27 protein-coding genes, 2 tRNA genes and 1 other RNA gene are annotated in these 23094 nt (G+C 71.9%); 12 read left to right on the top strand and 18 right to left on the bottom strand.

Annotated features, from left to right (window positions below):
• Nucleotides 1–12: 12 nt before the first annotated feature.
• The 4 genes from IEZ07_RS09665 to IEZ07_RS09680 form a co-directional block, all read right to left on the bottom strand.
• Entirely contained in the window at nucleotides 13–975 is a 963-nt protein-coding gene (locus tag IEZ07_RS09665) for a DUF2637 domain-containing protein (RefSeq protein WP_239319942.1), read from the bottom strand.
• Nucleotides 972–1292, bottom strand: coding sequence for a hypothetical protein (locus tag IEZ07_RS09670; RefSeq protein WP_191894437.1), 321 nt, complete (start codon nucleotides 1290–1292; stop codon nucleotides 972–974). Before IEZ07_RS09670 ends, IEZ07_RS09665 begins: the two co-directional genes overlap by 4 nt.
• Nucleotides 1289–1675: a hypothetical protein gene (locus IEZ07_RS09675; protein WP_191894438.1), complete on the bottom strand. Its 387-nt coding sequence runs from the start codon at nucleotides 1673–1675 to the stop codon at nucleotides 1289–1291. Before IEZ07_RS09675 ends, IEZ07_RS09670 begins: the two co-directional genes overlap by 4 nt.
• An 80-nt stretch (nucleotides 1676–1755) precedes the next feature.
• Nucleotides 1756–2175, bottom strand: a complete 420-nt coding sequence (locus IEZ07_RS09680; RefSeq protein ID WP_191894439.1) for a DUF6907 domain-containing protein — start codon at nucleotides 2173–2175, stop codon at nucleotides 1756–1758.
• Between the two features lie 445 nt (nucleotides 2176–2620).
• Between IEZ07_RS09680 and IEZ07_RS09685 the strand changes: the two genes are divergently transcribed.
• Nucleotides 2621–3055, top strand: coding sequence for a hypothetical protein (locus IEZ07_RS09685; protein ID WP_191894440.1), 435 nt, complete (start codon nucleotides 2621–2623; stop codon nucleotides 3053–3055).
• A 112-nt stretch (nucleotides 3056–3167) separates the two neighbouring features.
• Here IEZ07_RS09685 and IEZ07_RS09690 read toward each other — a convergent pair whose 3' ends face one another.
• The 7 genes from IEZ07_RS09690 to ffs form a co-directional block, all read right to left on the bottom strand.
• On the bottom strand, nucleotides 3168–4238 hold the full coding sequence (locus IEZ07_RS09690) for an aspartate-semialdehyde dehydrogenase (protein WP_191894441.1): 1071 nt from the start codon (nucleotides 4236–4238) through the stop codon (nucleotides 3168–3170).
• Nucleotides 4235–5509: an aspartate kinase gene (locus tag IEZ07_RS09695; protein ID WP_068900398.1), complete on the bottom strand. Its 1275-nt coding sequence runs from the start codon at nucleotides 5507–5509 to the stop codon at nucleotides 4235–4237. The genes IEZ07_RS09690 and IEZ07_RS09695 overlap by 4 nt, the downstream gene beginning before the upstream one ends.
• Nucleotides 5510–5600: 91 nt before the next feature.
• On the bottom strand, nucleotides 5601–6140 hold the full coding sequence (locus IEZ07_RS09700) for a DUF5063 domain-containing protein (RefSeq protein ID WP_068900396.1): 540 nt from the start codon (nucleotides 6138–6140) through the stop codon (nucleotides 5601–5603).
• Entirely contained in the window at nucleotides 6133–6732 is a 600-nt protein-coding gene (recR, locus tag IEZ07_RS09705; protein WP_068900394.1) for a recombination mediator RecR, read from the bottom strand. The genes IEZ07_RS09700 and recR overlap by 8 nt, the downstream gene beginning before the upstream one ends.
• A gap of 3 nt (nucleotides 6733–6735) precedes the next feature.
• Nucleotides 6736–7086, bottom strand: a complete 351-nt coding sequence (locus tag IEZ07_RS09710) for a YbaB/EbfC family nucleoid-associated protein (protein WP_068900554.1) — start codon at nucleotides 7084–7086, stop codon at nucleotides 6736–6738.
• A gap of 183 nt (nucleotides 7087–7269) precedes the next feature.
• Nucleotides 7270–9645 (bottom strand): DNA polymerase III subunit gamma and tau, encoded by a 2376-nt coding sequence (locus tag IEZ07_RS09715; RefSeq protein ID WP_191894442.1) that lies wholly within the window; start codon nucleotides 9643–9645, stop codon nucleotides 7270–7272.
• 30 nt (nucleotides 9646–9675) lie between these two features.
• Nucleotides 9676–9774: signal recognition particle sRNA small type (gene ffs / locus IEZ07_RS09720), an RNA gene on the bottom strand.
• A gap of 93 nt (nucleotides 9775–9867) precedes the next feature.
• Here ffs and IEZ07_RS09725 point away from each other — a divergent pair.
• The 3 genes from IEZ07_RS09725 (at nucleotide 9868) to IEZ07_RS09735 (ending at nucleotide 11385) form a co-directional block, all read left to right on the top strand.
• Nucleotides 9868–9953: transfer RNA gene (locus IEZ07_RS09725), tRNA-Ser, on the top strand.
• Nucleotides 9954–10123: 170 nt separating this feature from the next.
• Nucleotides 10124–10981: a KPN_02809 family neutral zinc metallopeptidase gene (gene ypfJ, locus IEZ07_RS09730; RefSeq protein WP_191894443.1), complete on the top strand. Its 858-nt coding sequence runs from the start codon at nucleotides 10124–10126 to the stop codon at nucleotides 10979–10981.
• Nucleotides 10982–11082: 101 nt separating this feature from the next.
• Nucleotides 11083–11385 (top strand): type II toxin-antitoxin system VapB family antitoxin, encoded by a 303-nt coding sequence (locus IEZ07_RS09735; protein WP_068900387.1) that lies wholly within the window; start codon nucleotides 11083–11085, stop codon nucleotides 11383–11385.
• 167 nt (nucleotides 11386–11552) lie between these two features.
• Here the strand turns inward: IEZ07_RS09735 and IEZ07_RS09740 are convergent.
• The 4 genes from IEZ07_RS09740 to IEZ07_RS09755 form a co-directional block, all read right to left on the bottom strand.
• Nucleotides 11553–11642, bottom strand: a tRNA-Ser gene (locus tag IEZ07_RS09740).
• Nucleotides 11643–11663: 21 nt separating this feature from the next.
• Complete coding sequence (gene tadA, locus IEZ07_RS09745) at nucleotides 11664–12110, bottom strand: tRNA adenosine(34) deaminase TadA (protein WP_191894648.1); 447 nt, start codon at nucleotides 12108–12110, stop codon at nucleotides 11664–11666.
• 44 nt (nucleotides 12111–12154) lie between these two features.
• Complete coding sequence (locus tag IEZ07_RS09750) at nucleotides 12155–12646, bottom strand: tRNA adenosine deaminase-associated protein (protein WP_068900383.1); 492 nt, start codon at nucleotides 12644–12646, stop codon at nucleotides 12155–12157.
• Nucleotides 12647–12661: 15 nt separating this feature from the next.
• On the bottom strand, nucleotides 12662–13171 hold the full coding sequence (locus IEZ07_RS09755; RefSeq protein WP_373868848.1) for a tRNA adenosine deaminase-associated protein: 510 nt from the start codon (nucleotides 13169–13171) through the stop codon (nucleotides 12662–12664).
• Nucleotides 13172–13333: 162 nt separating this feature from the next.
• Between IEZ07_RS09755 and upp the strand changes: the two genes are divergently transcribed.
• The 6 genes from upp to IEZ07_RS09785 all read left to right on the top strand — a co-directional run bounded on the left by upp (nucleotide 13334) and on the right by IEZ07_RS09785 (nucleotide 17479).
• The gene (gene upp, locus IEZ07_RS09760) at nucleotides 13334–13972 is read left to right on the top strand and encodes a uracil phosphoribosyltransferase (RefSeq protein WP_191894445.1); all 639 of its coding nucleotides are present in this window, start codon (nucleotides 13334–13336) and stop codon (nucleotides 13970–13972) included.
• Between the two features lie 170 nt (nucleotides 13973–14142).
• Entirely contained in the window at nucleotides 14143–14376 is a 234-nt protein-coding gene (locus tag IEZ07_RS09765; protein ID WP_068900379.1) for a hypothetical protein, read from the top strand.
• 127 nt (nucleotides 14377–14503) lie between these two features.
• Entirely contained in the window at nucleotides 14504–14662 is a 159-nt protein-coding gene (locus tag IEZ07_RS09770) for a hypothetical protein (protein ID WP_189238786.1), read from the top strand.
• Nucleotides 14659–15189: a PH domain-containing protein gene (locus IEZ07_RS09775; protein ID WP_068900378.1), complete on the top strand. Its 531-nt coding sequence runs from the start codon at nucleotides 14659–14661 to the stop codon at nucleotides 15187–15189. The genes IEZ07_RS09770 and IEZ07_RS09775 overlap by 4 nt, the downstream gene beginning before the upstream one ends.
• A gap of 133 nt (nucleotides 15190–15322) precedes the next feature.
• A complete protein-coding gene (locus IEZ07_RS09780; RefSeq protein WP_191894446.1) occupies nucleotides 15323–16681 on the top strand; it encodes a helix-turn-helix domain-containing protein in 1359 nt (452 codons plus the stop codon).
• A gap of 108 nt (nucleotides 16682–16789) precedes the next feature.
• Entirely contained in the window at nucleotides 16790–17479 is a 690-nt protein-coding gene (locus IEZ07_RS09785; RefSeq protein WP_191894447.1) for a FadR/GntR family transcriptional regulator, read from the top strand.
• Nucleotides 17480–17634: 155 nt separating this feature from the next.
• On the opposite strand, the gene dnaN is transcribed toward IEZ07_RS09785, so the two are convergent.
• The 3 genes from dnaN to IEZ07_RS09800 all read right to left on the bottom strand — a co-directional run bounded on the left by dnaN (nucleotide 17635) and on the right by IEZ07_RS09800 (nucleotide 21234).
• Nucleotides 17635–18741: a DNA polymerase III subunit beta gene (dnaN, locus tag IEZ07_RS09790; RefSeq protein WP_191894448.1), complete on the bottom strand. Its 1107-nt coding sequence runs from the start codon at nucleotides 18739–18741 to the stop codon at nucleotides 17635–17637.
• Nucleotides 18742–18918: 177 nt separating this feature from the next.
• Complete coding sequence (locus tag IEZ07_RS09795; protein WP_191894649.1) at nucleotides 18919–19572, bottom strand: response regulator transcription factor; 654 nt, start codon at nucleotides 19570–19572, stop codon at nucleotides 18919–18921.
• Nucleotides 19573–19692: 120 nt separating this feature from the next.
• A complete protein-coding gene (locus IEZ07_RS09800; RefSeq protein WP_239319940.1) occupies nucleotides 19693–21234 on the bottom strand; it encodes a sensor histidine kinase in 1542 nt (513 codons plus the stop codon).
• A gap of 134 nt (nucleotides 21235–21368) precedes the next feature.
• Between IEZ07_RS09800 and IEZ07_RS09805 the strand changes: the two genes are divergently transcribed.
• Nucleotides 21369–22280 (top strand): ABC transporter ATP-binding protein, encoded by a 912-nt coding sequence (locus IEZ07_RS09805; protein ID WP_191894449.1) that lies wholly within the window; start codon nucleotides 21369–21371, stop codon nucleotides 22278–22280.
• The gene (locus IEZ07_RS09810; protein WP_191894450.1) at nucleotides 22277–23014 is read left to right on the top strand and encodes an ABC transporter permease; all 738 of its coding nucleotides are present in this window, start codon (nucleotides 22277–22279) and stop codon (nucleotides 23012–23014) included. Before IEZ07_RS09805 ends, IEZ07_RS09810 begins: the two co-directional genes overlap by 4 nt.
• The last annotated feature ends 80 nt before the right edge of the window (nucleotides 23015–23094 follow it).

Raw genomic sequence — 23094 nt, forward strand, 5'->3', positions numbered from 1 at the left:
CGGGCCGGGCGGTCAGGCCTGGGCGAGCTGGCCGAGGTAGGTCCGGATCCGGGCGGCGCGCGGCTGCCCCACCCGCAGCTCCTTCTTGATGCGGGTGAGCGCCGGGACCTGGCCCTCGGCGAGCTGCTCGGCGTACCTGGCCGCGGCCACCGGGAACAGCTCGTCGGGGACGGGTGCGAGGATCGGCGTCTGCGCAGGCGGGGCTACGGGTTCGGCGAGTATGTAGGCCGCATACCCGGCAGCGGCCGGAGCGGTCCCTGTACCCGAGGCCGGGTGCGTCTCCCCAGGGGCCTGGAGGAGATCCCGCCACCTCTTCGTGGTCCCATCACCGAGCACCGAGACGAGTACGCCCTCAGATGGCGTGTTCTCGAGCGACGGGGAGACGGAGACGGCTGGCTCTCCTTCGGGCTCCGGCTCAGCGACGAGAACAGCGGGCACCGTACCCGCGGCCGGGCGCATCCCTGCGAAGAGCGGCACGACGTCCCGCCACGCCTCCTCCACCGGATCGGCCGGCACCGGCCCGGGTATGTCCCGGAGGGCCGGACGCTCGATCGGCTGGAGGGCCTCGACGAGCGGCTCGTCGACGGCCTTCTTCCCGGCCGGTGCGGCACCGCGGCGGATCAGCCCCATGAGGAGTTCGTAGGACAGGACGAGGGCGACCGCGGGCCACGCGGCGACGATCGCCCCGACGGGCCCGTGAGCCCACCCGTGAGCGACGTTCGCCGCCAGGGTGGCGAGAATCCCGAGGGCGAGCGTCCACCGCGCCAGAGACGGCACAGGGAGACCGCGCCGGGCCGCGTCGAGCATCACCATCGACGACGCGAAGATGGCGCCGTCGACCGTGAGCGGCGAGAGGTAGGCGGTGAACCCGGCCTCGCCATAGGCGGTGACGACCTCGAAGGCGTGCCGGTAGGAGACGACCGCGGCGACCGCGGCCAGGACGACGACCACGAGCGTGGTGGCGGCGCGGATCACGCGTCCTCCTTCGGGGTGAGCTGGCGCGGCAGGCGGAGTGCGGCCGCGATGTCCCGGAGGGCCTGGAAGTCGAGGCCGACGATCAGGTCGGCGATGTCCCCCGCCATGGTCGGGTCCATCTCGACCAGGCGGTTCCGCCCGTTGACCTGGAAGCAGAGACGGACCTCGGGCTCCTCGTGGACGCCGTCCTTCTCCGGCTGAAAAACCTCCACGCGGGCCGTCTCACCGGCCGCGGCGAGCATCGCGAAGTGCCCCGCGGTGTGCCGGGTGCCGGCGAGCTGGCACCACGACGGGCACGGCTGAGTCGAGCGGATCACCACGTCACCGCCTTCGCCTCGCCGGGGCCCTTCGACCCGCGGGCGAGCGCCGCACCGAACTCGGCGAACGTCTGCACGGTGAGCAAGGCGATGATGTCACCGAGCGCCCCGGCCGCCGCCAGCGGGATGTTCAGCGTCTTGTGCATGCCCCAGTCCGGGCCGTACAGGACGCTCAGGACCGGCTCCTGAAGGACGCCGGCCTTCTCGGCCTGGATGTAGCTGACCTCGACGGTGCACCGGTCGAGCAGCATGTCGCCGACGAGCGCGTTGTGGACGACGTCGGCGACGCCGAGGGTGGGGGTGGCGGTGTGGTCGTTGCGGCACCACGGGACGTGGCAGGCCGGGTGCCGGGCGGGCGCCTGGTCGGGTACGTTCTCGGACACGATCTCTTCTCCTGGTTGGTTCAGGGGATGGGGGTCCAGGCCCCGGCACGGTGTTCGCGCACCGGCCGGGGCCGCTTTCGCTATCGGGACTCGGCGCCCAGGCGGGCGGCCGAGATGAGGGCCTGGAGGCGGGCGACGGCCTGCTCGGCGTCGTCGAGGGTGAGCGTGGCGACCCCGTCGGCCTCGACGCCGTCGCAGATCGCGAGGACGAGCCGCGGGTCCTGGCCGGGCTCCTGGAGGAGCTGGCCGATGACCTCGACGCGGCCGCCGGCGGGGGCGGCGAGGAGGGCGTGGGCGCTCTCGTGCTCGACGTCGATGCCGTTGCCGTGCGGGTTGGCGCACCAGGCCGGGCAGGCGGCGGCCGGCGGCTCGACCGCAGCAGCGGGAGCAGGGGGCCGGAGGCCGGGCACGGCGGTGGCGGAACGGACGATGACCGGCTCGACGACCGAAGGCGTCGTAGGGATGGCCGGGACAGCGGTGACGCTCGTAAGGTGGTGCATTGGGTCTTCTTCCTGGTTGTGCAGGGAGAGATCAAGGGCTCGTCAGGTGGTCGCACACCCGGCGGGCCCGTCTCTTTTTCCTGGCCAATCCGATGGGTTACAGATTGCCTATCGGCTCGGCCACGCTCGTCACTGTACGGCCCGATCCCCTGTGAGTCATGGCGCCTCACGGTGATCGACATCACAGGGCAAAGATCGGAGCGTCCCGGGCGTCATCCGGTTCCGGGCGTGGGACTGATCTTCTCGGCGGAAGGGCGAATCCGCGACAAGGAAAAGGTGTATGGGGACACGTCCCTGCGAACGGAGGGCTGTCCGGCTTGCCGCCGGCGCCCTGTTCGCCGTACAGACAACGTTCATCGCAGCGGCCGGCGTCACCGCCGTCCCTGCCGGTGGCCCGGTCCCGGCGCCGGGCGCGCCGGTGTCCGCAGCCGCGCCGGGGGTTCCGATGCGCCTGGCGGCCCCGGCGTCCCGGCCCCGCCGGGTGCGGCCGGTGTGGCTCGGCCACACGCAGGCGGCCAGGCGGGTGCAGCGGGCCGGTCTGGGGCTGTACTCGTCCGGCGGGTGCACCGACCGCCGGATGCGGCACTGCACCTCACTGGAGGCGATCAGGACCAGGACGCTGAGGGGGGCGATCCGGCTCAAGCGCCGCAGCGGCTGCCCGGTCACCCTCACCGGCGGCACCGAGGTCGGCCACGTCGTCGGCCGCTACAGCCACGGGAACGGCTACAAACTGGACGTGGCTCCCAACGCCTGCGTCGACCGGCACATCACCCGCACCCAGCCGTTCCGCGGCCTGCGCTCCGATGGGGCGCTCCTCTACGGCTCCCCGGAGTCCCTCTACGCCCGCACGCCGTCGCACTGGGACATCCTCTTCCGCTGACCCGCGGGCGGTCGGCTCCGCTCGCTCCGGGCCCGACGTGAACGGGCCCGACGTGAACGGGCCCCTTCCGCCGCGCGGCGGAAGGGGCCCGTCACGGGCCGTGCGGAAGGCGTCAGCCGGTGAACTCGGCCGCGACCAGCTCGGCGATCTCCGCCGCGTTCAGGGCCGCGCCCTTGCGCAGGTTGTCGCCGCAGACGAACAGGTCGAGCGTGTTCGGGAAGTCCAGCGCCTGGCGGATCCGGCCCACGTAGGTGGGGTCGGTGCCGACGACGTCGGCCGGGGTCGGGTAGACGCCGTTGGCCGGGTCGTCCATGACGACCACCGTGGGGGCGGCCTCCAGGATCCGGTGGGCGTCGGCGACGGTGATCTCGCGCTCGAAGGTCGCGTGCACGGCCAGCGAGTGCGTGGTGATCACCGGGACGCGGACGCAGGTCGCCGAGACCTTCAGGTCGTCGATGCCAAGGATCTTGCGGGACTCGTTGCGGAGCTTGAGCTCCTCGGAGGCCCAGCCGCCCTCCTTGAGCGAGCCCGCCCACGGCACGACGTTGAACGCCACCGGCGCCGGGAACGGCGACTCGCCGTCGCCCAGCTTGTTCTGCAGGGCCTTGCGCACGTCGCCCGCGGTCTGGCCCACCGTGCGGTCGCCGGCCAGGGCCTCGACCTCGTCGTAGAGCCGCGCCGAACCGGCCACGCCCGCGCCGGAGACCGCCTGGTAGGAGGCGACCACCAGCTCGCGCAGGCCGTACTGCTCGTGCAGTGCGCCCATCGCGGCCATCATCGACAGCGTGGTGCAGTTCGGGGTGGAGATGATGTTCCGCGGCCGGTTGCGCGCGGCCTCCGGGTTGACCTCGGGCACCACCAGCGGGACCTCGGGGTCCATCCGGAAGGTGCCGGACTTGTCGATGACGACCGCGCCGCGGCCGGCCGCGATCGGCACCCACTCGGCGGAGACCTCGTCGGGGACGTCGAAGATCGCGATGTCCACGCCGTCGAAGACCTCGGGGGCCAGCGCCTGGACGACCACGTTCTCACCGCGGACCTGCAGGACCTTGCCCGCGGAGCGGGCGGAGGCGACGAGCCTGATCTCGCCGTAGACGTCCTCGCGGGAGGAGATGATGTCGCGCATCACGGTGCCGACGGCACCGGTCGCGCCGATCAGGGCGAGGGTGGGCTTGCGGCTCATCGTCCGGTACCTCCGTAGATCACTGCTTCAACCTGGTCGGCGTCGAGGTCGAACGCGCGGTGCGCGGCGGCGACCGCCGCGTCCACCTCGTCCTGCCCGACGATCACCGAGATGCGGATCTCCGAAGTGGAGATCATCTCGATGTTCACCCCCGCGTCGGCGAGGGCGGCGAAGAACGTCGCGGTGACGCCCGGGTGCGAGCGCATGCCCGCCCCGATCAGCGAGACCTTCCCGATCTGGTCGTCGAACTGCAGCGACTCGAAGCCGATCCGCTCCTGGACCTTCTTCAGCGCGGTCAGCGCCGCGGAGCCGTCGGTCGTGGGCAGCGTGAAGGAGATGTCCGTCCGGCCCGTCGCCGCCGCCGACACGTTCTGCACGATCATGTCGATGTTGATCTCAGCGTCCGCCAGCGTTTTGAAGATCGTGGCAGCCTCGCCGACCTTGTCGGGCACCCCGACAACGGTGATCTTGGCCTCGCTCCGGTCGTGCGCGACGCCGGAGATGATCGGCTGCTCCATCTCGTTTCCTTCGCTGTCGGGGTCGGAGACGACCCACGTGCCTTCCTTGGTGCTGAACGAGCTTCTGACGTGGATCGGCAGGCTGAACCTGCGGGCGTACTCGACGCAGCGCAGGTGCAGGATCTTCGCCCCGCAGGCCGCCATCTCCATCATCTCCTCGTAGGAGATCCTGGGGATCTTGCGGGCGGCCGGCACGATGCGGGGGTCGGCGGTGAAGACGCCGTCCACGTCGGTGTAGATCTCACACACGTCGGCGTCCAGGGCGGCGGCCAGCGCGACCGCGGTCGTGTCGGAGCCGCCCCGGCCCAGCGTGGTGATGTCCTTGGTGTTCTGCGAGACGCCCTGGAAGCCAGCCACGATCGCGATCTGGCCCTCGTCGAGGGCCTCCCGGATCCGGCTGGGCGTCACGTCGATGATCCGCGCCTTGCCGTGGGTCGAGTCCGTGATGACCCCGGCCTGGGAGCCGGTGAACGAGCGCGCCTCGTGGCCCAGGTTGGCGATCGCCATCGCCAGCAGGGCCATCGAGATGCGCTCACCGGAGGTCAGCAGCATGTCGAGCTCGCGGCCCGGCGGCAGCGGCGAGACCTGCTGCGCGAGGTCGAGCAGCTCGTCGGTCGTGTCGCCCATCGCGGAGACGACCACCACGACGTCGTTGCCGGCTTTTTTCGTCGCGACGATCCGCTGCGCGACCCGCTTGATGCAGGACGCGTCGGCGACGGACGAACCACCGTACTTCTGAACAACGAGCGCCACGAGATGTCTCCGAAGCAATCTAGGGCTGTGGAGCTCTCAGTCTACTGTCGCGGCACCAGGGTTCTTCTGGTTTAGACCACTATGTGGACGATCACACCGTTGTGCGCTCTTCGGCCACGTCGAGGCGGGTGTGCGCGACGAGCGCCTGGAGCGCCCGCATCGCCGCTCCCGCGTGGTTCCCCCAGGTGTTGAAGTAGGAGTACTGCCACCACCACAGCGCCTCCAGCGGACGCCCCGCCCGGTAGTGCCGCAGGCCGTGGATGAGGTCGGCCGCCACCGCCGTCAGGTCGTCCGAGAGGCGGTACGGCGTGACCGCGGTGTCCTTGTAGGGGTCGAAGACCTCGGCGTAGTCGTCCACCGGGCCCAGCCGCTCGGCGAGCGCGGTGCGCAGGGGGTCGACGTCGGGGTCCGCGCTCAGGTGCGGCTCCCAGTTCTCCGACAGGATCACGTCCTGGCTCGCGCCGAGCTGCGCGCCGGCCGAACTGACCTGGGCGACCTCGACCAGCAGCAGCGGCAGGACGGCGTCCCCGCCCTCACCGCCCGCCAGCCGGGTCAGGCCGTCGAGGTAGTTCTGCGCGTGCACCGCGATCCGGTCCGCGAACGCACTCCACTCATTGGAGATCTCAGACATCCAGCAGCCTCCGTCCTTCGAACGCGCGGCCCAGGGTGACCTCGTCGGCGTACTCGAGGTCACCGCCCACAGGCAGACCGCTGGCCAGTCGTGTCACTTTCAGGCCCATCGGCTTCACCAGCCGGGCGAGGTAGGTCGCCGTCGCCTCCCCCTCCAGGTTGGGGTCGGTGGCGATGATCAGCTCCGTCACCCGGCCGTCGGCCAGGCGCGTCATCAGCTCCCGGATGCGCAGGTCGTCGGGGCCGACCCCGTCGATCGGGCTGATCGCCCCGCCGAGCACGTGGTAGCGGCCGCGGAACTCCCGGGTCTTCTCGATCGCCACGACGTCCTTGGACTCCTCGACGACGCAGATCACATGGGGGTCGCGCCGGGCGTCACGGCAGATCCGGCACTCCTCCTCCGCCGCCACGTTCCCGCAGACCCGGCAGAAGCGGACCTTCTCCTTGACCTCCAGCAGCGCGTGCGCGAGCCGTTTCACGTCGGCCGGCTCGGCGGCCAGCAGGTGGAACGCGATCCGCTGCGCGCTCTTCGGACCGACGCCGGGCAGCATGCCCAGCTCGTCGATCAGGTTCTGGACGACCCCTTCGTACATGGCCTAGAACCCGGGCAGCTGGCCGAGACCGCCGCCGCCCAGCCCCTGGGCGAGCGGGCCGAGCTTCTCCTGCTGCAGGTCGTTGGCCGCGCGGACCGCGTCCCGGATCGCCGCGATCACCAGGTCGGCGATGGTGTCGGCGGTCTCCTGGGGGTCACCGGGATCCACCGCCTCGGGGCTGATCTTCAGTTCCAGCAGCTCACCGCCGCCGTTGACCGTGGCCACGACCAGGCCGCCGCCCGCCGAGCCCTCGATCTCCGCGTCGTTCAGCTCCTGCTGGGCGCTCACCAGCTGCTGCTGCATGAGCTGTGCCTGCTCCAGCAGCTGCTGGAGGTTGACATCCCCTGGGTTCACCGTCGTGCGCTCCTCGTCCATGACGTCAGTCGTCACGAGCCTACGGGGTCGGAGCCAGGTAGTGCACTGGCGGTCGCACGTGTTCCCCGAGTGCGCACGCTAAACCTCCGCCGGGACCGGTACGGCGCGCGGTCGGCCGACCGTGGCCGGACCCCGGCTGGGACCGGTACGGCGCACCGCCGGTCAGCTGTGGTCGATCTCCTCGATGATCTGCCCGCCGAGCTCGCGCTGGATGAGCGCCATGCCGGTGAGCGCGTCGACGTCGGCGTCCGCGTCGTTCAGCGGGTCGACGTCGTCGGTCTCGAAGCCGGGCGTGCGGCCCGGGACCGCGTCCGGCCAGCCGGACGAGCCGCCGGCCGGGCGCGAGCCCGGCTGGGCGGGCGTGCGGGCACCGGCCTGGCCGCCCGCCCTGACGCCGCTCTGGGCGGCGGCCCTGGCGGCCGAACGGGCGGCGGCGAGGCCGGGGCCCGGGGCGGGCGGCGAACCGGGGTCCTCCGGCAGGGGCGCGTCGGGCCACGACTCGTCCGTGGCGGCCGTCTCCCGTCGGGCGGGGGCAGGGGCGACGGCGACGGCCTGGGCGGTCCCGGCAGAACCGCCCGGGCCGGCCGGGCCGCCCTGATCCGTCCGGGCGTTCCGGTCCGGGCCTCCGACGCCGGGGGCCTCCGGCGCCGGACGCGGCGCGGGGGGCTGCGCGGGAGGCTGCGGCGGGGCGGCCGGCGGGTGGTTGCCGCCGAACGGGGCGGCCCCGCCGGCGCCGCCCACGACGGCCTCGACCTTCCAGGCGCCGCCCAGCACGTCCTGCAGGGCCGCCGCGACGACCGTGTCCTTCCCGCCGCCGACGAAGTTCTTCATCGCGCCGACCTGGGTGAAGCCCAGGGTGAGGACCTTCCCCTCGACGCCGACGACCTGGGCGTTGGTGTTGACGTTCGCCCAGACGACGATGCTGCGCTGCTTCAGCGCGCCGAGCACCTGCGGCCATGCCTGCTGCACGGCCGCCACCTCGGAACCGGCGGCGGGACCCGCGAGGGGCGCCGAGGCCGCGGAGGGCTGCGCAGGCACGGAGGGCGTCCGCTCCTGCGGAGACGGCGGCCCGGCCGGGACTTCGGGGGAACCTGGCTTGACCGTGACCGGCCAGTCGTCGGCGGACTCCGGGGCGGAGTCCTGGGCGGCGGCCTGCGGAGCGGAGGCCGTACCGGCCTGCGGAGCCGCGGCAGGACCGGACGCGACGGCGTGCTGCGGTGCGACGGCGGGGGCCGTGACGGTCTGCGGCGCGACGGTGGGCGGGGTGTACGGCGCGGTCGCGGCGGGGAGCGCGTACCCGGCGGCCGGGACGTGTCCGGCGGCGGGGGGCGCGTATCCGGCCGTGGGCCCGGGAACGGTGAACGCGTGCGCCCCGGGGGAGCCGACGCCCCGCTCCAGCCGCTCCAGCCGGGTCAGCAGCGCGGCCTCGTCCTGGGCGGCCCCGGGGAGCAGCACCCTGGCGCACATCAGCTCCAGCAGCAACCGGGGCGAGGCCGCCCCGCGCATCTCGACCAGCCCGGCGTTGAAGACCTCCGCCGCCCGGGTCAGGTCGGCGGGCCCCATCGACGCGGCCTGCTCCCGGAGCCGCTCCAGCTCGTCGTCGGGACGGTCGAGCAGGCCGCTGCCGGCCGCCTCGGGCACGTTGGCAAGGACCACGAGGTCGCGGAAGCGCTCCAGCAGGTCCATGGCGAACCGGCGGGGGTCGTGACCGCCCTCGATCACCTGGTTCACCGCCTGGAAGACCCGCGCGCCGTCCCGCGCCGCGAACGCCGCGACCATGTCGTCGAGCAGGCCCCCGTCGGTGTAACCCAGCAGGGAGACCGCCCGGGCGTAGGTGATGCCCGCCTCGTCCGACCCGGCGAACAGCTGGTCGAGGATCGACAGGGAGTCGCGGGCCGAGCCGGCGCCCGCCCGCACGACCAGCGGCAGCGCGGCGGGCTCGAACGGGACGTCCTCGGAGGTGAGGATCTCCTCCATGAGCGCGCGCAGCGCGGCGGGCGGGATCAGCCGGAAGGGATAGTGGTGGGTCCGGGACTTGATCGTCCCGATGACCTTCTCCGGCTCGGTGGTCGCGAAGACGAACTTCAGGTGGGGCGGGGGCTCCTCGACGAGCTTGAGCAGCGCGTTGAACCCCTCCCGGGTCACCATGTGCGCCTCGTCGATGATGTAGATCTTGAACCGCGCCGACACCGGCGCGAAGAAGGCCCGCTCCCTCAGGTCGCGGGCGTCGTCCACGCCGCCGTGCGAGGCCGCGTCGATCTCGATGACGTCGAGGTGGCCGGGGCCGGTGGGGGCGAGCGCCACGCAGGACTCGCACTCGCCGCACGGATCGGGGGTCGGCCCCTTCTCGCAGTTCAGCGAGCGGGCCAGGATCCGGGCGCTGGAGGTCTTGCCGCACCCGCGGGGGCCGCTGAAAAGGTAGGCGTGGTTGATCCGGCCGCTCCGCAGCGCCTGCCGGAGCGGCTCTGTGACGTGTTCCTGGCCTTTGACCTCGGCGAAGGTCCCGGGCCGGTACTTGCGGTAGAGCGCCAGACTCATCAAGGAGCTCCCGCCTGCGAGGGGTCCTGCAACGAAGGAACCCCTCGCACACCCGCCAGAGCCCGCTTATCCTTGCTGCCTTCCGGCCCTGGGGAGGTTCACAGGATGACGCCGCGCGAGGGGTCCGGACACAGTCTATCCCCCTGCGGCAGTGCTCGGGTCCGCGAATGTCGTACGGGCGCACGGTCACCCCACGCCCGAAAGTCCGCTAAGCTTTCCGGCGGAGGATTCGCCTAGTTGGCCTAGGGCGCACGATTGGAAATCGTGTTGGGGGCAACCCCTCAGGAGTTCGAATCTCCTATCCTCCGCCGCTCAGAGGGGCCGGACCGCACACGCGGTCCGGCCCCTCCGGCGTTCCCACCCCGTTCCCGTCCCCCGGCCGACCCCACCGGCCCGCCACCGGCAGCGACTCCGGCCGTTTCCCCGGCCGCTTCGCGGGCAGTGGAGGCGTCCCGAACGGATCGAAGGGACGTCGGCGATGGATTTCAAGGACGATGTCCGGCTGGACAGCTCGCAGGTCGAGAGCGGCGGCCGCCGCGTCCCCGGCGGTGGACTCGCGGTGGGCGGAGGCGTCGCCGGGATCATCGCGCTCATCGCCGCACTGGTGTTCGGCGTGGACCTCGGGGGCCTCACCGGCGGCGGGGCGGCCCCCGCGCCGGTCGACTCCGGCTCGAACCTCGCGGCGCAGTGCAGGACCGGCCAGGACGCCGACCAGAACGAGGAGTGCCGGGTGATCGGCGTGGTCAACAGCATCCAGGAGTACTGGCCCACCGCCATGGGCGGCTACGAAGAGGCCAAGACCGTGCTCTTCTCCGGCGCGGTGGACACCGGGTGCGGCGCCGCCGACTCCTCCGTCGGGCCGTTCTACTGCCCCGCCGACCGGCGGGTCTACCTCGACCTGAGCTTCTTCGACCAGTTGCAGAGCCGCTTCGGCGCCAAGGGCGGGCCGTTCGCCCAGGCGTACGTGATCGGGCACGAGTACGGCCACCACGTGCAGAACCTGACCGGGGTCCTGAGCCGTTCGCAGAACGACCGGCAGGGACCGGAGAGCGGGGCGGTCCGGGTGGAGCTCCAGGCGGACTGCTACGCGGGCGCCTGGGCGAAGAACGCCTACGAGACCGGGCTGTTCGCCCAGCCGTTCACGCGGGCCGACATCGAGGAGGCGCTGAGCGCCGCCTCCGCGGTGGGGGACGACAGCATCCAGGAGCGCACCCAGGGCCGGGTCGACCCGGAGGGCTTCACCCACGGCACCTCGGCGCAGCGGGTCAAGTGGTTCAGCACCGGTTACGAGACCGGCGACCCCAAGCGCTGCGACACCTTCTCCGGCGCCATCTGAACGGACCCCGGGCGGGCCCGACCGTGGCCGGGGCGGGCCCTGACCGGCACCGTGACCCGACCGCCGGGCAAACGACCGGATTGTCTCTTAAACTACATGGGGTGATCTTCAAGCTGGTCGGCGATGGACGGCCCTACCCCGAACACGGCCTCTCGAACCGCGAGTGGGCGCAGATACCGCCGCGGCAGGTCCGGCTCGACACTCTGATCACCACGAAAGCGGTGCTCGACCTGCACTCCCTGCTCGCCAAGGACTCCACCTTCTACGGCGACCTGTTCCCGCACGTGGTCCAGTGGCGCGGTGAGCTCTATCTGGAGGACGGCCTGCACCGCGCCCTGCGCTCGGCCCTGCACCAGCGCCCGGTCCTGCACGCCAGGGTCCTCGACCTGCCGCCGGACGCCTGAGCCCCCGCTCGGCCCTCCGCTCCGGGCCCGCGCCCGCACGGTCCGGAAGACGGGGGCGTGAATCGACGAGGGATCGACGGGGGCCTGAAACGACGCAGCTCCGAAACAACGCAGCCCCGAAACGACGAGGGCCTCCCACCTGTCTCCAGGTGGGAGGCCCTCGTCCGTGGCGGTGGTGGTGGGATTTGAACCCACGGATGAGTTGCCCCATCACACGCTTTCGAGGCGTGCGCCCTCGGCCACTAGGCGACACCACCGCCGAGCAGCTTACCGGATAATCATCGTTGCTCGCTCGGCCTGCGCGCGGCGAAGAACCCGGCGAGCACCCCGGCGCACTCGTCGGCCAGCACGCCCATGACGACCTCCGGCCGGTGGTTGAGCCGGCGGTCCCTGAGCACGTCCCAGAGCGAGCCCGCCGCACCGCCCTTGGCGTCCACCGCGCCGTAGACGACACGGTCCACCCGCGCCAGCACCGCGGCCCCCGCGCACATCGTGCAGGGTTCGAGCGTGACCACGAGCGTGCAGCCGGTCAGCCGCCACCCGCCCCGTCCGCGCGCCGCCTCCCGCAGGGCCAGCACCTCGGCGTGCGCGGTCGGGTCCGCCAGGGACTCACGGTCGTTGCCCGCCTGCGACAGCACCTCGCCGCCGGGGCCGAGGACGACCGCGCCGACCGGCACCTCACCGCGCTCACCCGCCCGTACGGCCTGCGCCAGGGCCAACCGCATCGCGGGGGTGTGGCCGGTCTCCGGGGAGCCCGCCGCGGCAGCCCTCACCGCAGGCGGTCGAGCTCGTCCGCGAAGGCCAGCCGCTCGGCGATCACCGAGAGCGTGTCCGCCGGGAGGGCGCCCTCCTCCATGCTGAGCTCGATGAGCTCGTCCGGGCTCATGCCCAGGTCGCTCAGGAGCTCGAAGTCGCCCGCCGGCCGCACGCCCAGCTCGGGCGTGTCGCCCTCCGGGGCGACCCCGGCCAGTTCGCCGAAGAGCTCGCCGAGCGTGTCGGCGCGCGCGGCCTGCGCGTCGGACAGGAAGGCGCGGGGCTCGGTGTCGCCCCGGTAGCGGACGATCGCGAACCACTCGTCCTCGGCCTCGACGCAGAGCAGGGCCAGCTCCTCGCCGTCGAGGCCGAGGCTCTCCTGGACGACGTCGCCGAGATCGTCGACGATCTCGGCTTCGCCGAGGTCGGCCTCTGCACCCCGCCAGCCGTTCGCGGTGCGCACGAATGCCGCCGAGAAGAGCCTGCTGCCGGACGGTCTGGAGGCCATGGCGATCTCCTGAGCTCAGCCGAACATCGAGTCGATGGCGCGTTCGAACGGCTCGGAGAAGCCGAGCCGCGCGGCGATGCTGGACAGCACGTCCTCGGGGAGCAGGTCGATGTCACCGGAGAGGATGCCGAGCTCCATCTCGTCGAGCCCCAGGTCGGCGAAGATGGACAGGTCACCCGCGGGGAGCGCCGTCTCCTCGTCCTGCAGGATCGCGTCGAGCTCGTCCTCGTCGGGCACCGGGACGTCGAGATAGTCCAGCACCTGCTCCGCGAGCGGGAAGTCCAGCGACGCGGCGATGTCCGAGAGGAACACCTCCGCCCGCTCGCCGAACACCCGTAGCGCCACGAAGAACTCATCCCCCACGGCGACCAGGCCAATCGCGCCGCTCAGGCTCGGCTGCTGGCGCAAGGCGTGGATCAGCCCGTGGAGGTCGGAGGTGAGCGCCACGGGAAGCATCTCCGCCTCCCAGCGGTCATCCTCGCGATAGACCACGATGGCGAAGTCGAGCGCATCTTCGTCTGTCATCGTCATCCCCACCGAGCGACCTGTACGGATGTCAATGCTTTCAGAAGTGGAGCACCACCGTATGCCACTCCGGCCAAATCGTGATCAAAATCCCCTCCCAAAACTCGTGTCACACATCGTCCGTTATCAACCCGCCTGTCGTCCCGGCTACCGTTGACCTCCATGGAGACCCTGGTCGTCGACCACCCGCTCGTGGCCCACAAGCTGACCGTCCTACGGGACGCCGACACGGACTCGCCCACCTTCCGGCGCCTCGCCGACGAGCTCGTCACGCTGCTCGCGTACGAGGCGACCCGGCACGTCCGGGTCAGCGAGGTCACCGTGAAGACCCCCGTCGCCCCGGCGAAGGGCGTGCGCCTGGCCCACCCGCACCCTCTGGTGGTCCCGATCCTGCGCGCCGGTCTCGGCATGCTGGACGGGATGACCAGGCTCCTGCCGACGGCCGAGGTCGGCTTCCTCGGGATGATCCGCAACGAGTCGACGCTCCAGGCCGAGACCTACGCCACCCGCCTTCCCGACGACCTGTCGGGCCGCCAGGTCTACGTGGTCGACCCGATGCTGGCCACCGGCGGCACCCTGGCCGCGGCGATCGAGTTCCTCTTCGAGCGCGGGGCCGACGACGTGACCGCGATCTGCCTGCTGGCCGCCCCGGAGGGCATCGCCTACATGGACGCGGCCTTCGCCGGCAGCGGAAGGCCGATCCGCCTGGTCACCGCCGCCCTCGACGAGCGGCTCAACGAGCACGGCTACATCGTCCCCGGCCTGGGGGACGCCGGAGACCGCCTCTACGGCGTGGTCTGACGACCTCCCGGGCTCTGTTTCCGCCGGCTCCCGGGATCTGTTCCCGCCGAACGGAGGGTGTCGCCGACACCTTCCGTTACCTTCCGTGATTACATGGGTACGGAGAGTTTCAACAAGGCATCTCTTCGGCACGCCCGGCCCGGCGATCGCGGACGCAAACAGGGAGAACAGTGAACGAGGGCATCATCCCCGCCGCCGAACCGGACCCCTACGCGGACCTGAGCGCCGCGCTGCGGGAGGAGTTCTCCGCGATCCATCCGGCGGCCACCGTGACCCGCTGCGTGGACGCGGCCCGCTACGGTGCGCTGGAGATCACAGGCCACGCCCATCCCTGGCTGGTGGAGCGGATCGCCCGCAAACACCTGCAGGTGCTGGCGCTGGCCGCGAGCGGGCGCGACCGATGAGACCCGCCCCGGGCCGGTGAGGTCCGCCGACGGCGGAAGACCGAATCGGCTCACACGCTTTACCCCACGTAATGCGTGGGTAATGTATACGTCGGGTGCAGTGGGTGAGTGGTAACTGGAGGCCTAAGTGCAGGGCAAGAAGGTTCTGAAATGGAGCGCCATCATCTTCGTGGTGTTCTTCCTGTTCACCCGGCCGGATGATGCGGCGCACACGGTCAGGGGAGCCATCGACTCGATGTACACCGCGGCCGATTCCCTGGCCCAGTTCGTCTCCCATCTCTCATGAGGCTGGTGACTCACGGGGACTCCGCTCCCTCGTCGGTCAACCGCTACCTGCTCCCCCACGAACACCAGGTCATCATGGTGCGGCGTCACCCGGCCGTGCTGCTCCGTCCCGTCGCCGAGGTCTTCGGCGGCCTGATCATCGCCGGCCTGCTCAGCAAGTGGCTCGGCGACCAGGGCGCCGGGGGCGGGCTCGTCGTCGTCTGGTGGGCATGGCTCCTGCTGCTCATCCGCTTCGTGTGGAAGGTGGCGGAGTGGTCGGTCGACTACTTCGTCGTGACCTCCAAGCGGATGCTGCTCACCACGGGGCTGATCACGCGCCGGGTCGACATGATGCCGCTCGGCAAGGTGACGGACATGAGCTTCCAGCGCTCCCTGCTCGGGCGCATGATGGGCTACGGCGAGTTCATCCTCGAGTCGGCCGGTCAGGACCAGGCGCTCTCGACGATCCCGTACATCCCCTATCCCGAGACCCTCTACCTCGAGGTCTGTCAGATGCTCTTCCCCGGCGGTAACGACTCGGATGATTAATCCCCGTATGTCCACTGTGACGTAGCGGAATTGGAACGAGTTCGACCAGGGATTCTGCGCGGGGGTTACCCGATTCGACTGCTTCGTGCAATCATGGCTGCAACATTGACCATCCCCCGCCCTGAGAGATCAGATGCCGAGTCAGGGAACCATCGGTGACCGTGTCCGCGGACTGCGGCTGAGCAGGCGCATGTCCCAGGCCCAGCTCGCCGGGCCGGACTTGTCCGACAGCTACGTGTCCCTCATCGAGTCAGGCAAGCGCACGCCGACCCCCGTGGTCGCACGCCTGCTCGCCGAACGCCTGGGATGCACCACCGAGTTCCTCCTGCACGGCGTCGAGCCGCGTCAGCGCATCGACACCGAGCTCGGCCTGCGCCACGCGGAGCTGGAGCTCCACCACGGCGACCCGGCCCTGGCGGTGGACCGCTTCGGTGAGATCGTCAAGGCCGCGGGCGAGGAGAACGCCGTCATCTCCGCCCTCGCCCGGTTCGGCCGCGCCCGCGCCCTGGAGTCGCAGGGCCGGGTCGGTCCCGCCGTCGAAGCCTTCGAGCGGCTCCGCCGCGAGGCCGCCGCCCATCCCGAGCGCCTGGCGGATCTGCCGCTGACCGTCGCCCTGAGCAGGTGCTACCTGCACGCCGGTGACACCCTGCGCGCCCACGACCTGGCGCACGACGCCCTGGTCCAGGTGAACCGGCTGGCTCTGACGCAGGGTGAGATCGCGGTCGACCTGGCCGCCGCCCTGATGGAGACCGACTCCTCGCGGGGGACCGACTCCCCGGGCCTGGCCTACGTCCGGCAGGTCATCATGGACAACGGGGTGCCCTCCGCGGTCAACCGCGAAGCGGAGGTCCACTCCCTGTGGCAGGCGAGCGCGACCGCGGCCGAAGGAGAGGACTCGGCGCTGGCCGTCCGCCTCGCCGACGACGCGATCGCGACCGGCCGGCCGTCCCGGATGGCGCTCAGGCTCGCCCTCATCGCGATGGAGTGGTCCCGTCTGGCGGCGTCCCGCGACGAAGAGCCCATGAGCGGGATCCCCGAGCTCGCGAGCGCGGCCGGTGAGGTCTTCGCCTCCTTCCCCTCCCTCGTCGGCGAACGCGCCAAGAGCCTGATCGTGCTCGCCCACGTGCAACTGCGGACCGGCGACTCCGCCGGCGCGGTCCGCCTGGCCGGTTCGGCCCTCGACGTCCTCGGAGAGCGCCCGGACGGCATCGGCGCCACCGCGCACCTGCTGCTCGCCGAGATCGCGCTCGCACGCGGCGCGGGGAACGCCCTCACCAGTCTGCGGAACGCGCAGACCCTGCTCGACGGCCTCGGCCCGGCGTCCGTCGGCTCCGACCGGGAGACCGCCCGGGTCTGGCGCCGGCTCGGCGACCTGTACGGCCAGGCCGGTGCACGGGACGCGCAGACCGCCGCGTATCGTAAGGCACTCGAGGCAGTCGGCGTGCGTGGCGCGCTGGTGGGCATGACGGTCGACTCCGCCCTGGTGCGGTAAGACTTCTCTTGCCCCTGGGGCTCCAGATTTGGATTTATGCCTCCGGAATAATTAGGGTCGATCAGTCATTGACTCATAGGATGATTGGTTCCCCATAGGAGGCGGACTGTGAGTCTGCGTACGGCGCACCGAGCGTCGCTCGTCGACCAGGTGATCGACCAGCTCAAGGAGCAGATCACGTCGAACTCCTGGCAGATGAACGCGAAGATCCCCACTGAGACGGTGCTCGCCGAGCAGCTCGGGGTCGGACGCAACACCGTGCGGGAAGCCGTACGGGCGCTCACCCACGCGGGCCTGCTGGAGTGCCGTCAGGGCGACGGCACCTACGTGCGCGCCACGAGCGAGCTCTCCGGTGCCATGCTCCGGCGGCTGCGCGCCGCCGAGCAGCTGGAGATCCTGGAGGTACGGCGAGCCCTGGAGGTCGAGGCCGCCCGGCTGGCCGCCACCCGGCGCACCGACGAGGACATCGCCCTCATCGAGGAGGCCCTGGCCGCGCGGGAGCGGGCCTGGGAGCTCGGCGAGCCCGACGGATTCGTCGAGGCCGACCTCGCCTTCCACATGGCCGTCGTCCACGCCACCCACAACCGCGTCCTGGTCGACCTCTACGAGGACTTCTCGGCCGCCCTGCGTGCCAGCATCAAGGCCGCGGGAACGTCGATCGACAGCAGTTACATCCCGCACGACGCGATCGCCCGCGCCATCGCCGCCGGTGACGTGACCGCCGCCGAGCGCGCGGGACACGCGTGCATGGAGCACATCCTGATCGCGCTCACCGACTCCCAGGAAGTCTCCGCCTGATCTCCGGAGCGCTCCCCGCCGACACGGAGAGCCCTCACGGGGAAGGACCCGCCCCGGTAGGGACGGGCCCTTCCCCATAGGGGCCTCCTCGTCCCCACGGGGTCTCCCATGCCCCGGGCCGGGGAGATGCGTTCACACCTGCCGTGAAGGCAGGCTCACGCCTGGCGCAGGGACATGACGAGGTAGCGGAAGGCGGGCACCGCGTCGCCGGGGACCTCGGTGATGAGGGCCGGGCGCGTCGGTGACTCCATGTTGAGGCGGACGAACTCGCTCTCGATTCCGGAGAGGCCGTCCAGCAGGAACTGCGACTGGAAGGCGATCTGGATGTCCCCGCCGGACAGCTCCGCGTCGAGGACCTCCGTCCCCCGGCCGACCTCGCCTCCGCCGGCCTGGATGGTCACCTGTCCCTGTCCGAAGGAGAGGCGGATCGCGGTGGTGGGTTCGGCGACCAGCCGGATCCGCTTGATGGCCTCGACGAACGGCGCCACCCGGACGTCCGCCCGGATGGACCAGTCACCGGCCAGCCGGGCGCGGTAGTCGATGAACTGCTCGTCGAGCAACCGGACCGTGGTGCTCCGCCCGACGCTCTCGAACCCGGCGATGCCGTCACCCAGCGCCACCGCCACCTCGCCGCCGCGCAGCGACCTGGCCACCTCGACGAGCACCCGGGCGGGGACCACGGCCGCGGCCGCGGCGTCGGGCCGCTCCGGCCGCCAGTCGAACTCCCTGGCCGCGATGCGGTAGCGGTCGGTGGCGGCCATCGTCACGTGCTCGCCGGAGATGTCGACCCGGACGCCGGTCAGCATGGGCAGGGTCTCGTCGCGGCTGGCCGCGGGGGCGACCTGGCCGACCGCGCTCGCGAAGACCCCGCCGCCGATCGCACCGATCACCGGGGGCATCGCGGGCAGCGTCGGGAAGTCCTCCACCGGCATGGTGCGCAGGTTGAACTCCGCACTGCCGCAGGTCAGCGTCGCCTCCGACCCGTCGGCGACGACCTCGACCGCCTTCCCCGGCAGGCTCCGCGTGATCTCCGCGAGGACCCGGCCCGGGATCAGCACCCGGCCGGGCTCGGCCACCTCGGCCTCCACGGAGGCCCGGGCGGAGACGTCGTAGTCGAAGGCCGAGAGCACGAGGTCCTCCTGCTCCGGCCGGGCCTCCAGGAGCAGGCCGGACAGGACGGGGATCGCCGGACGGGCCGGCAGCACCCGGGCCGCCCAGGCCACCGCTTCGGCCAGGACGTCACGGTCAACCCGGAATTTCACGTCGGAATCCCTTCTGAGTGCGGATGCCCGTACTCGGACAGACGTTATCCGCTGCCACCGACATTCGGCCCCGCCCGTGAGGCGCGCCGGGCCCTCCGGCCTCTCCTCCGACCGTGCGGTGGGGCATCGCGGCCCGTTCCCGTTCCGGTGCGGCCCGGGCCGGGACCGGGCTCCGGGTCAGGAGCGGGCCGCGTTGAGGTAGGTCAGGACGGCCAGGACCCGGCGGTTGTCGTCGTCGGACGGGGCGAGGCCGAGCTTGATGAAGATGCCCGCGGTGTGCTTGCCGACCGCGCTCTCGCTGAGGAACAGCCGCTGGGAGATCGCCGCGTTGGACCGGCCCTCTGCCATCAGCTCCAGCACCTCGCGCTCGCGCGGGGTCAGCGCGGCGAGCGGCTCGTGTCGGGCGGTGCTGGCCAGCAGCTTGGCGATCACCTCGGGGTCCATCGCGGTCCCCCCGGCCGCGACCCGGCGCACGGCGTCGACGAACTGGTCGGCGTTGAACACCCGGTCCTTCAGCAGGTAGCCGATGCCGCCGGAGCCGTCGGCGAGCAGCTCGCGGGCGTAGAGCTGCTCGACGTGCTGGGAGAGCACCAGGACCGGCAGACCGGGGACCGCCCGGCGGGCGGCCAGCGCGGCCTGGAGGCCCTCGTCGGTGAAGGTGGGCGGGAGCCGTACGTCCACCACCGCCACGTCGGGCCGCTCGCCGGTCAGCGCCCGCAGCAGCTCGGGGCCGGACTCGACGGCGGCCACGACCTCGAAGCCGTGGGCCTGGAGCAGGTGGACCAGGCCCTCCCGGAGCAGGTAGAGGTCCTCGGCGACGACGGCGCGCAGGTTCACCGGTCCCCCTGCGGGAGGTGCGGGGCCCGGGAACGGCGGGGAGGAGTGTGCGGGTTCATCGGTCCCCCTGCGGGAGGTGCGGGGCCCGGGAACGCTGGGGAGGGGTGTGCGGGTTCATCGGTCCGAACATAGGCGGTGCGGAGCGGCCTCGGCCATCCACCGCCGGCGGGAGTGCTGGATCGGGAGCAGGACGGCCGCGGCGTACATGGCGGTGCCCAGGGCGATGTCGAAGACGATCATCATCCACGACCACGGGTCGGGCAGGTAGAGCGGGAGCAACCAGCTCCGCTCCTCCGGATCGACCAGCTTCATCACCAGGGTGACCAGCCCCTGCGGGAAGAGCGGCAGCCAGGCCAGGCCCCAGCCGGTCCCCACGATGAGCCACTTCCACCAGGGCATCTTCTCCGTGTTCCGCTGCTCGCGAACGCCCCGCGCGTGCGGGAGCTCGATCACCGCGGTGGTCGGCCCGCCCGGCGGGCTGCTGAGCGCGAGCACCCCGTCGAAGGCGGACAGCCGCCGCTCGATGCCGCGCAGGCCGCTGCCCCGCGCCGGGTCGGCGCCGCCGGAGCCGTCGTCGGTGACGGTGATCCGCACCGCACCGCCCCGGCTTCCGACGTCGATCCAGACACGGTCCGCGCCCCCGTGGCGCGCCGCGTTGGCCAGCAGCTCGCTGACCGCGAAGTAGGCCGCCGACTCCACCGGCGGCTCGGGCCGCACCGGCAGCTCGACGGTGACCTCGGCCTTGAGCGGGCTGTCCAGGGCGAGGGCGCGTACGGCGTCGCCGAGGCCGCGCTCGGCCAGGACCGGCGGGTGGATGCCCCGGACCAGGCCGCGCAGCTCGGTGAGGGCGGTGGAGGACGCCTCACGTGCCTTCGCCAGCAGCGCCCTGGCCGCCGCGGGGTCGGACTGCACCAGGGTCTCGGCGGCGCCCAGCGTCATCCCGATGGCCACCAGCCGGGCCTGCGCCCCGTCGTGCAGGTCGCGCTCGATCCGGCGCAGCTCGGCCGCCTGCGAGTCCACCGTCTCCACCCGCTCCTGGTTGAGCTCGTGGATCCGGCTCGCCAGCAGGGACTTGGCCGTGGGGCCGAGGAACAGCTCGTTCCACCAGCCGTACAGGCGCAGCAGCCACGGGAGCGCGGCCGCCGCCGCGGCGACCAGCGCCAGCCCCACCGGCACCCCTCCGAGCGGGTGCCACGCCCACGGCAGGGACAGGCCGAAGACCGCGACGGCGAGCGGCAGGAGCAGGAGCAGACCGCCGGCCAGCGGGTTGAGCAGCAGCCAGACCGTGTCCCGCCAGGTGGCCGGGTCTCCGAACATCCACTGCCAGCGGTTGTGCCAGTCCGGCCAGCGCGGGGTCCGGTAGAGCTGGCGGTCGTGCCGGTACCAGCCGTCGGGCTGCGGCCGGACCGGCGGCGGGGGCGGCAGGTACGACGGTGCGATCTCCTCGCCGAGCCACCTGCCGTTCAGCCGCCGCGCCAGCCCCGTACGGCGCCGCACCGCCCTGACCGCCGAGGGGAAGAGGAAGATCATCCCCAGCGCGAACGCGAACAGGGCCGTCACCAGGACCCCCGCGGCCAGGAACACGTCCGCCACGGCCAGCAGGCCCAGGAACGCCGCCCGGATCGGGGCCTCCGCGTATCGCCGCATGACCTTCATGCCCTGCAGTCTCCGTCATCGGCCCCGGTTCCGCCCAGTGGGGCCGGATGCCGTCCGGGAGTGGAGATAACCCCACCCCCGCCCGGTGCCCAGGCCGATTCTCCCGCCGCGGCGCCGTCCGTAGCGTCGTGGTCATGAAGGTGATCGAGGTTGACAGCCTCCGCAAGCGGTACCGCGACCGGCTCGCGGTGGACGACGTGTCGTTCACCGTCGAGGAGGGCGAGATCTTCGGCGTTCTCGGCCCCAACGGCGCCGGCAAGACGACCACCGTCGAGTGCGTCGCCGGCCTGCGCACCCCCGACTCCGGCACGGTGAGGGTGCTCGGCGGCCTGCACCGCGACGCGCTCAAGGAGAAGCTCGGCGTGCAGCTGCAGAGCTCCGCACTCCCCGAGAAGATCAAGGTCTGGGAGGCGCTGGACCTGTACGCCTCCTTCTACTCCAAGCCCGCCGACTGGAACGCGCTGCTGGAGCGCGTCGGGCTCGCCGACAAGCGCGACGCCCGGTACGGCAAGCTCTCCGGCGGCCAGCAGCAGCGGCTCTCCATCGCGCTGGCACTGGTCGGCGACCCCGAGGTGGCGATCCTGGACGAGCTGACCACCGGGCTGGACCCGCAGGCCCGCCGGGACACCTGGGATCTCATCGAGCAGGTCCGGGCGGACGGCGTGACGATCGTGCTGGTCACCCACTTCATGGAGGAGGCCGAGCGGCTCTGCGACCGGATCGCGCTGATCGACTCCGGGCGGGTGGTCGCCGTCGACAGCCCCGCCGGGCTGATCTCCCGGGTCGACCGGCAGCAGACCGTCAGGTTCCGGCCCTCGGGACCGTTCGACGACGCCGTACTGAAGGCGCTGCCCGAGGTGACCGGCGTGCACGGCGGCGGCGGGAGGGTCGAGGTCACCGGCTCCGGCAACCTGCTGCTGGCGGTCACCACCGCCCTGGCCGCGGCCGGGGTCGTCCCCGCCGACCTCCGCGTCGAGCAGGCCAACCTCGACGACGCGTTCCTCGCCCTCACCGGCAAGAAGATCACCAATGGAGACGCCCGATGAGCAAGATGATCACGACCGAGGCCAAGCTGTTCCTCCGCGAGCCCGGCGGGCTGATCTTCGCGATCCTGCTCCCGCTGGTGCTCCTGATCGGCCTGGGCAACGTCATCCCCGGCCTCCGGGAGGCGAGCCCGGACATGGGCGGTCAGCGGGGGATCGACAACTACTTCCCCGCGATGATGACGATCCTGTCCGTGGTGACGATGGCGCTGACCGTGCTGCCCGGCACGCTGGCGGCCTACCGCGAGGCGGGGGTGCTGCGCCGGATGTCCACCACACCGGTCAGCCCGATCCGGGTGCTGGTCGCCCAGCTGGTGAACAACCTCGCCGTCGCGGTGATCGCCACGACCCTGCTGGTCGTCCTGGGCAACCTCTTCCTCGACGTGCCCGTGCCCAAGAACCCGCTGCCCTTCGTCGGGGTCTTCCTCCTCGGCACCGCCTCGCTGTTCGCGGTCGGCCTGCTGATCGCCGCGGTCGCCCCCAACGCCAAGGCCGCGCCGGCCATCGGCTCGCTGCTGATGTTCCCGCTGATGTTCGTGGCCGGCATGTGGTTCCCCCGGGAGTTCATGCCCGACCTGCTCCAGCGGATCGGGGACTTCCTGCCCCTGGCCCCGTTCGGCCAGGCGCTGCGGGACACCTGGGCGGGCGGCGCCCCGCAGACGCTGAACCTGGTGGTGATGGCCGCGACCCTGCTGCTCTTCGGCGGGCTGGCGGCCCGGCTCTTCCGCTGGCAGTGACTCCGTCCGGCGGCGGTGGTCCCGCTTCCCGGCGGGTGTGCGACCGGGCGGTACGGCCGGCGGGCCGTACCGCCCGGTCG

The organism is Planomonospora parontospora (assembly GCA_014647935.1).
Classification (GTDB): Bacteria; Actinomycetota; Actinomycetes; order Streptosporangiales; family Streptosporangiaceae; genus Planomonospora; species Planomonospora parontospora.

Coding starts and splice junctions, on each gene's coding strand:
- IEZ07_RS09810 (WP_191894450.1), top strand. CDS start 22,277: ATGAGCAAGATGATCACGACCGAGGCCAAGCTGTTCCTCCGCGAGCCC.
- IEZ07_RS09750 (WP_068900383.1), bottom strand. CDS start 12,646: ATGGCCTCCAGACCGTCCGGCAGCAGGCTCTTCTCGGCGGCATTCGTG.
- IEZ07_RS09775 (WP_068900378.1), top strand. CDS start 14,659: ATGAGGCTGGTGACTCACGGGGACTCCGCTCCCTCGTCGGTCAACCGC.
- IEZ07_RS09780 (WP_191894446.1), top strand. CDS start 15,323: ATGCCGAGTCAGGGAACCATCGGTGACCGTGTCCGCGGACTGCGGCTG.
- IEZ07_RS09690 (WP_191894441.1), bottom strand. CDS start 4,238: ATGAGCCGCAAGCCCACCCTCGCCCTGATCGGCGCGACCGGTGCCGTC.
- IEZ07_RS09800 (WP_239319940.1), bottom strand. CDS start 21,234: ATGAAGGTCATGCGGCGATACGCGGAGGCCCCGATCCGGGCGGCGTTC.
- IEZ07_RS09755 (WP_373868848.1), bottom strand. CDS start 13,171: ATGACAGACGAAGATGCGCTCGACTTCGCCATCGTGGTCTATCGCGAG.
- IEZ07_RS09805 (WP_191894449.1), top strand. CDS start 21,369: ATGAAGGTGATCGAGGTTGACAGCCTCCGCAAGCGGTACCGCGACCGG.
- tadA (WP_191894648.1), bottom strand. CDS start 12,110: ATGCGGTTGGCCCTGGCGCAGGCCGTACGGGCGGGTGAGCGCGGTGAG.
- IEZ07_RS09715 (WP_191894442.1), bottom strand. CDS start 9,645: ATGAGTCTGGCGCTCTACCGCAAGTACCGGCCCGGGACCTTCGCCGAG.
- IEZ07_RS09680 (WP_191894439.1), bottom strand. CDS start 2,175: ATGCACCACCTTACGAGCGTCACCGCTGTCCCGGCCATCCCTACGACG.
- IEZ07_RS09685 (WP_191894440.1), top strand. CDS start 2,621: ATGCGCCTGGCGGCCCCGGCGTCCCGGCCCCGCCGGGTGCGGCCGGTG.
- recR (WP_068900394.1), bottom strand. CDS start 6,732: ATGTACGAAGGGGTCGTCCAGAACCTGATCGACGAGCTGGGCATGCTG.
- ypfJ (WP_191894443.1), top strand. CDS start 10,124: ATGGATTTCAAGGACGATGTCCGGCTGGACAGCTCGCAGGTCGAGAGC.
- upp (WP_191894445.1), top strand. CDS start 13,334: ATGGAGACCCTGGTCGTCGACCACCCGCTCGTGGCCCACAAGCTGACC.
- IEZ07_RS09700 (WP_068900396.1), bottom strand. CDS start 6,140: ATGTCTGAGATCTCCAATGAGTGGAGTGCGTTCGCGGACCGGATCGCG.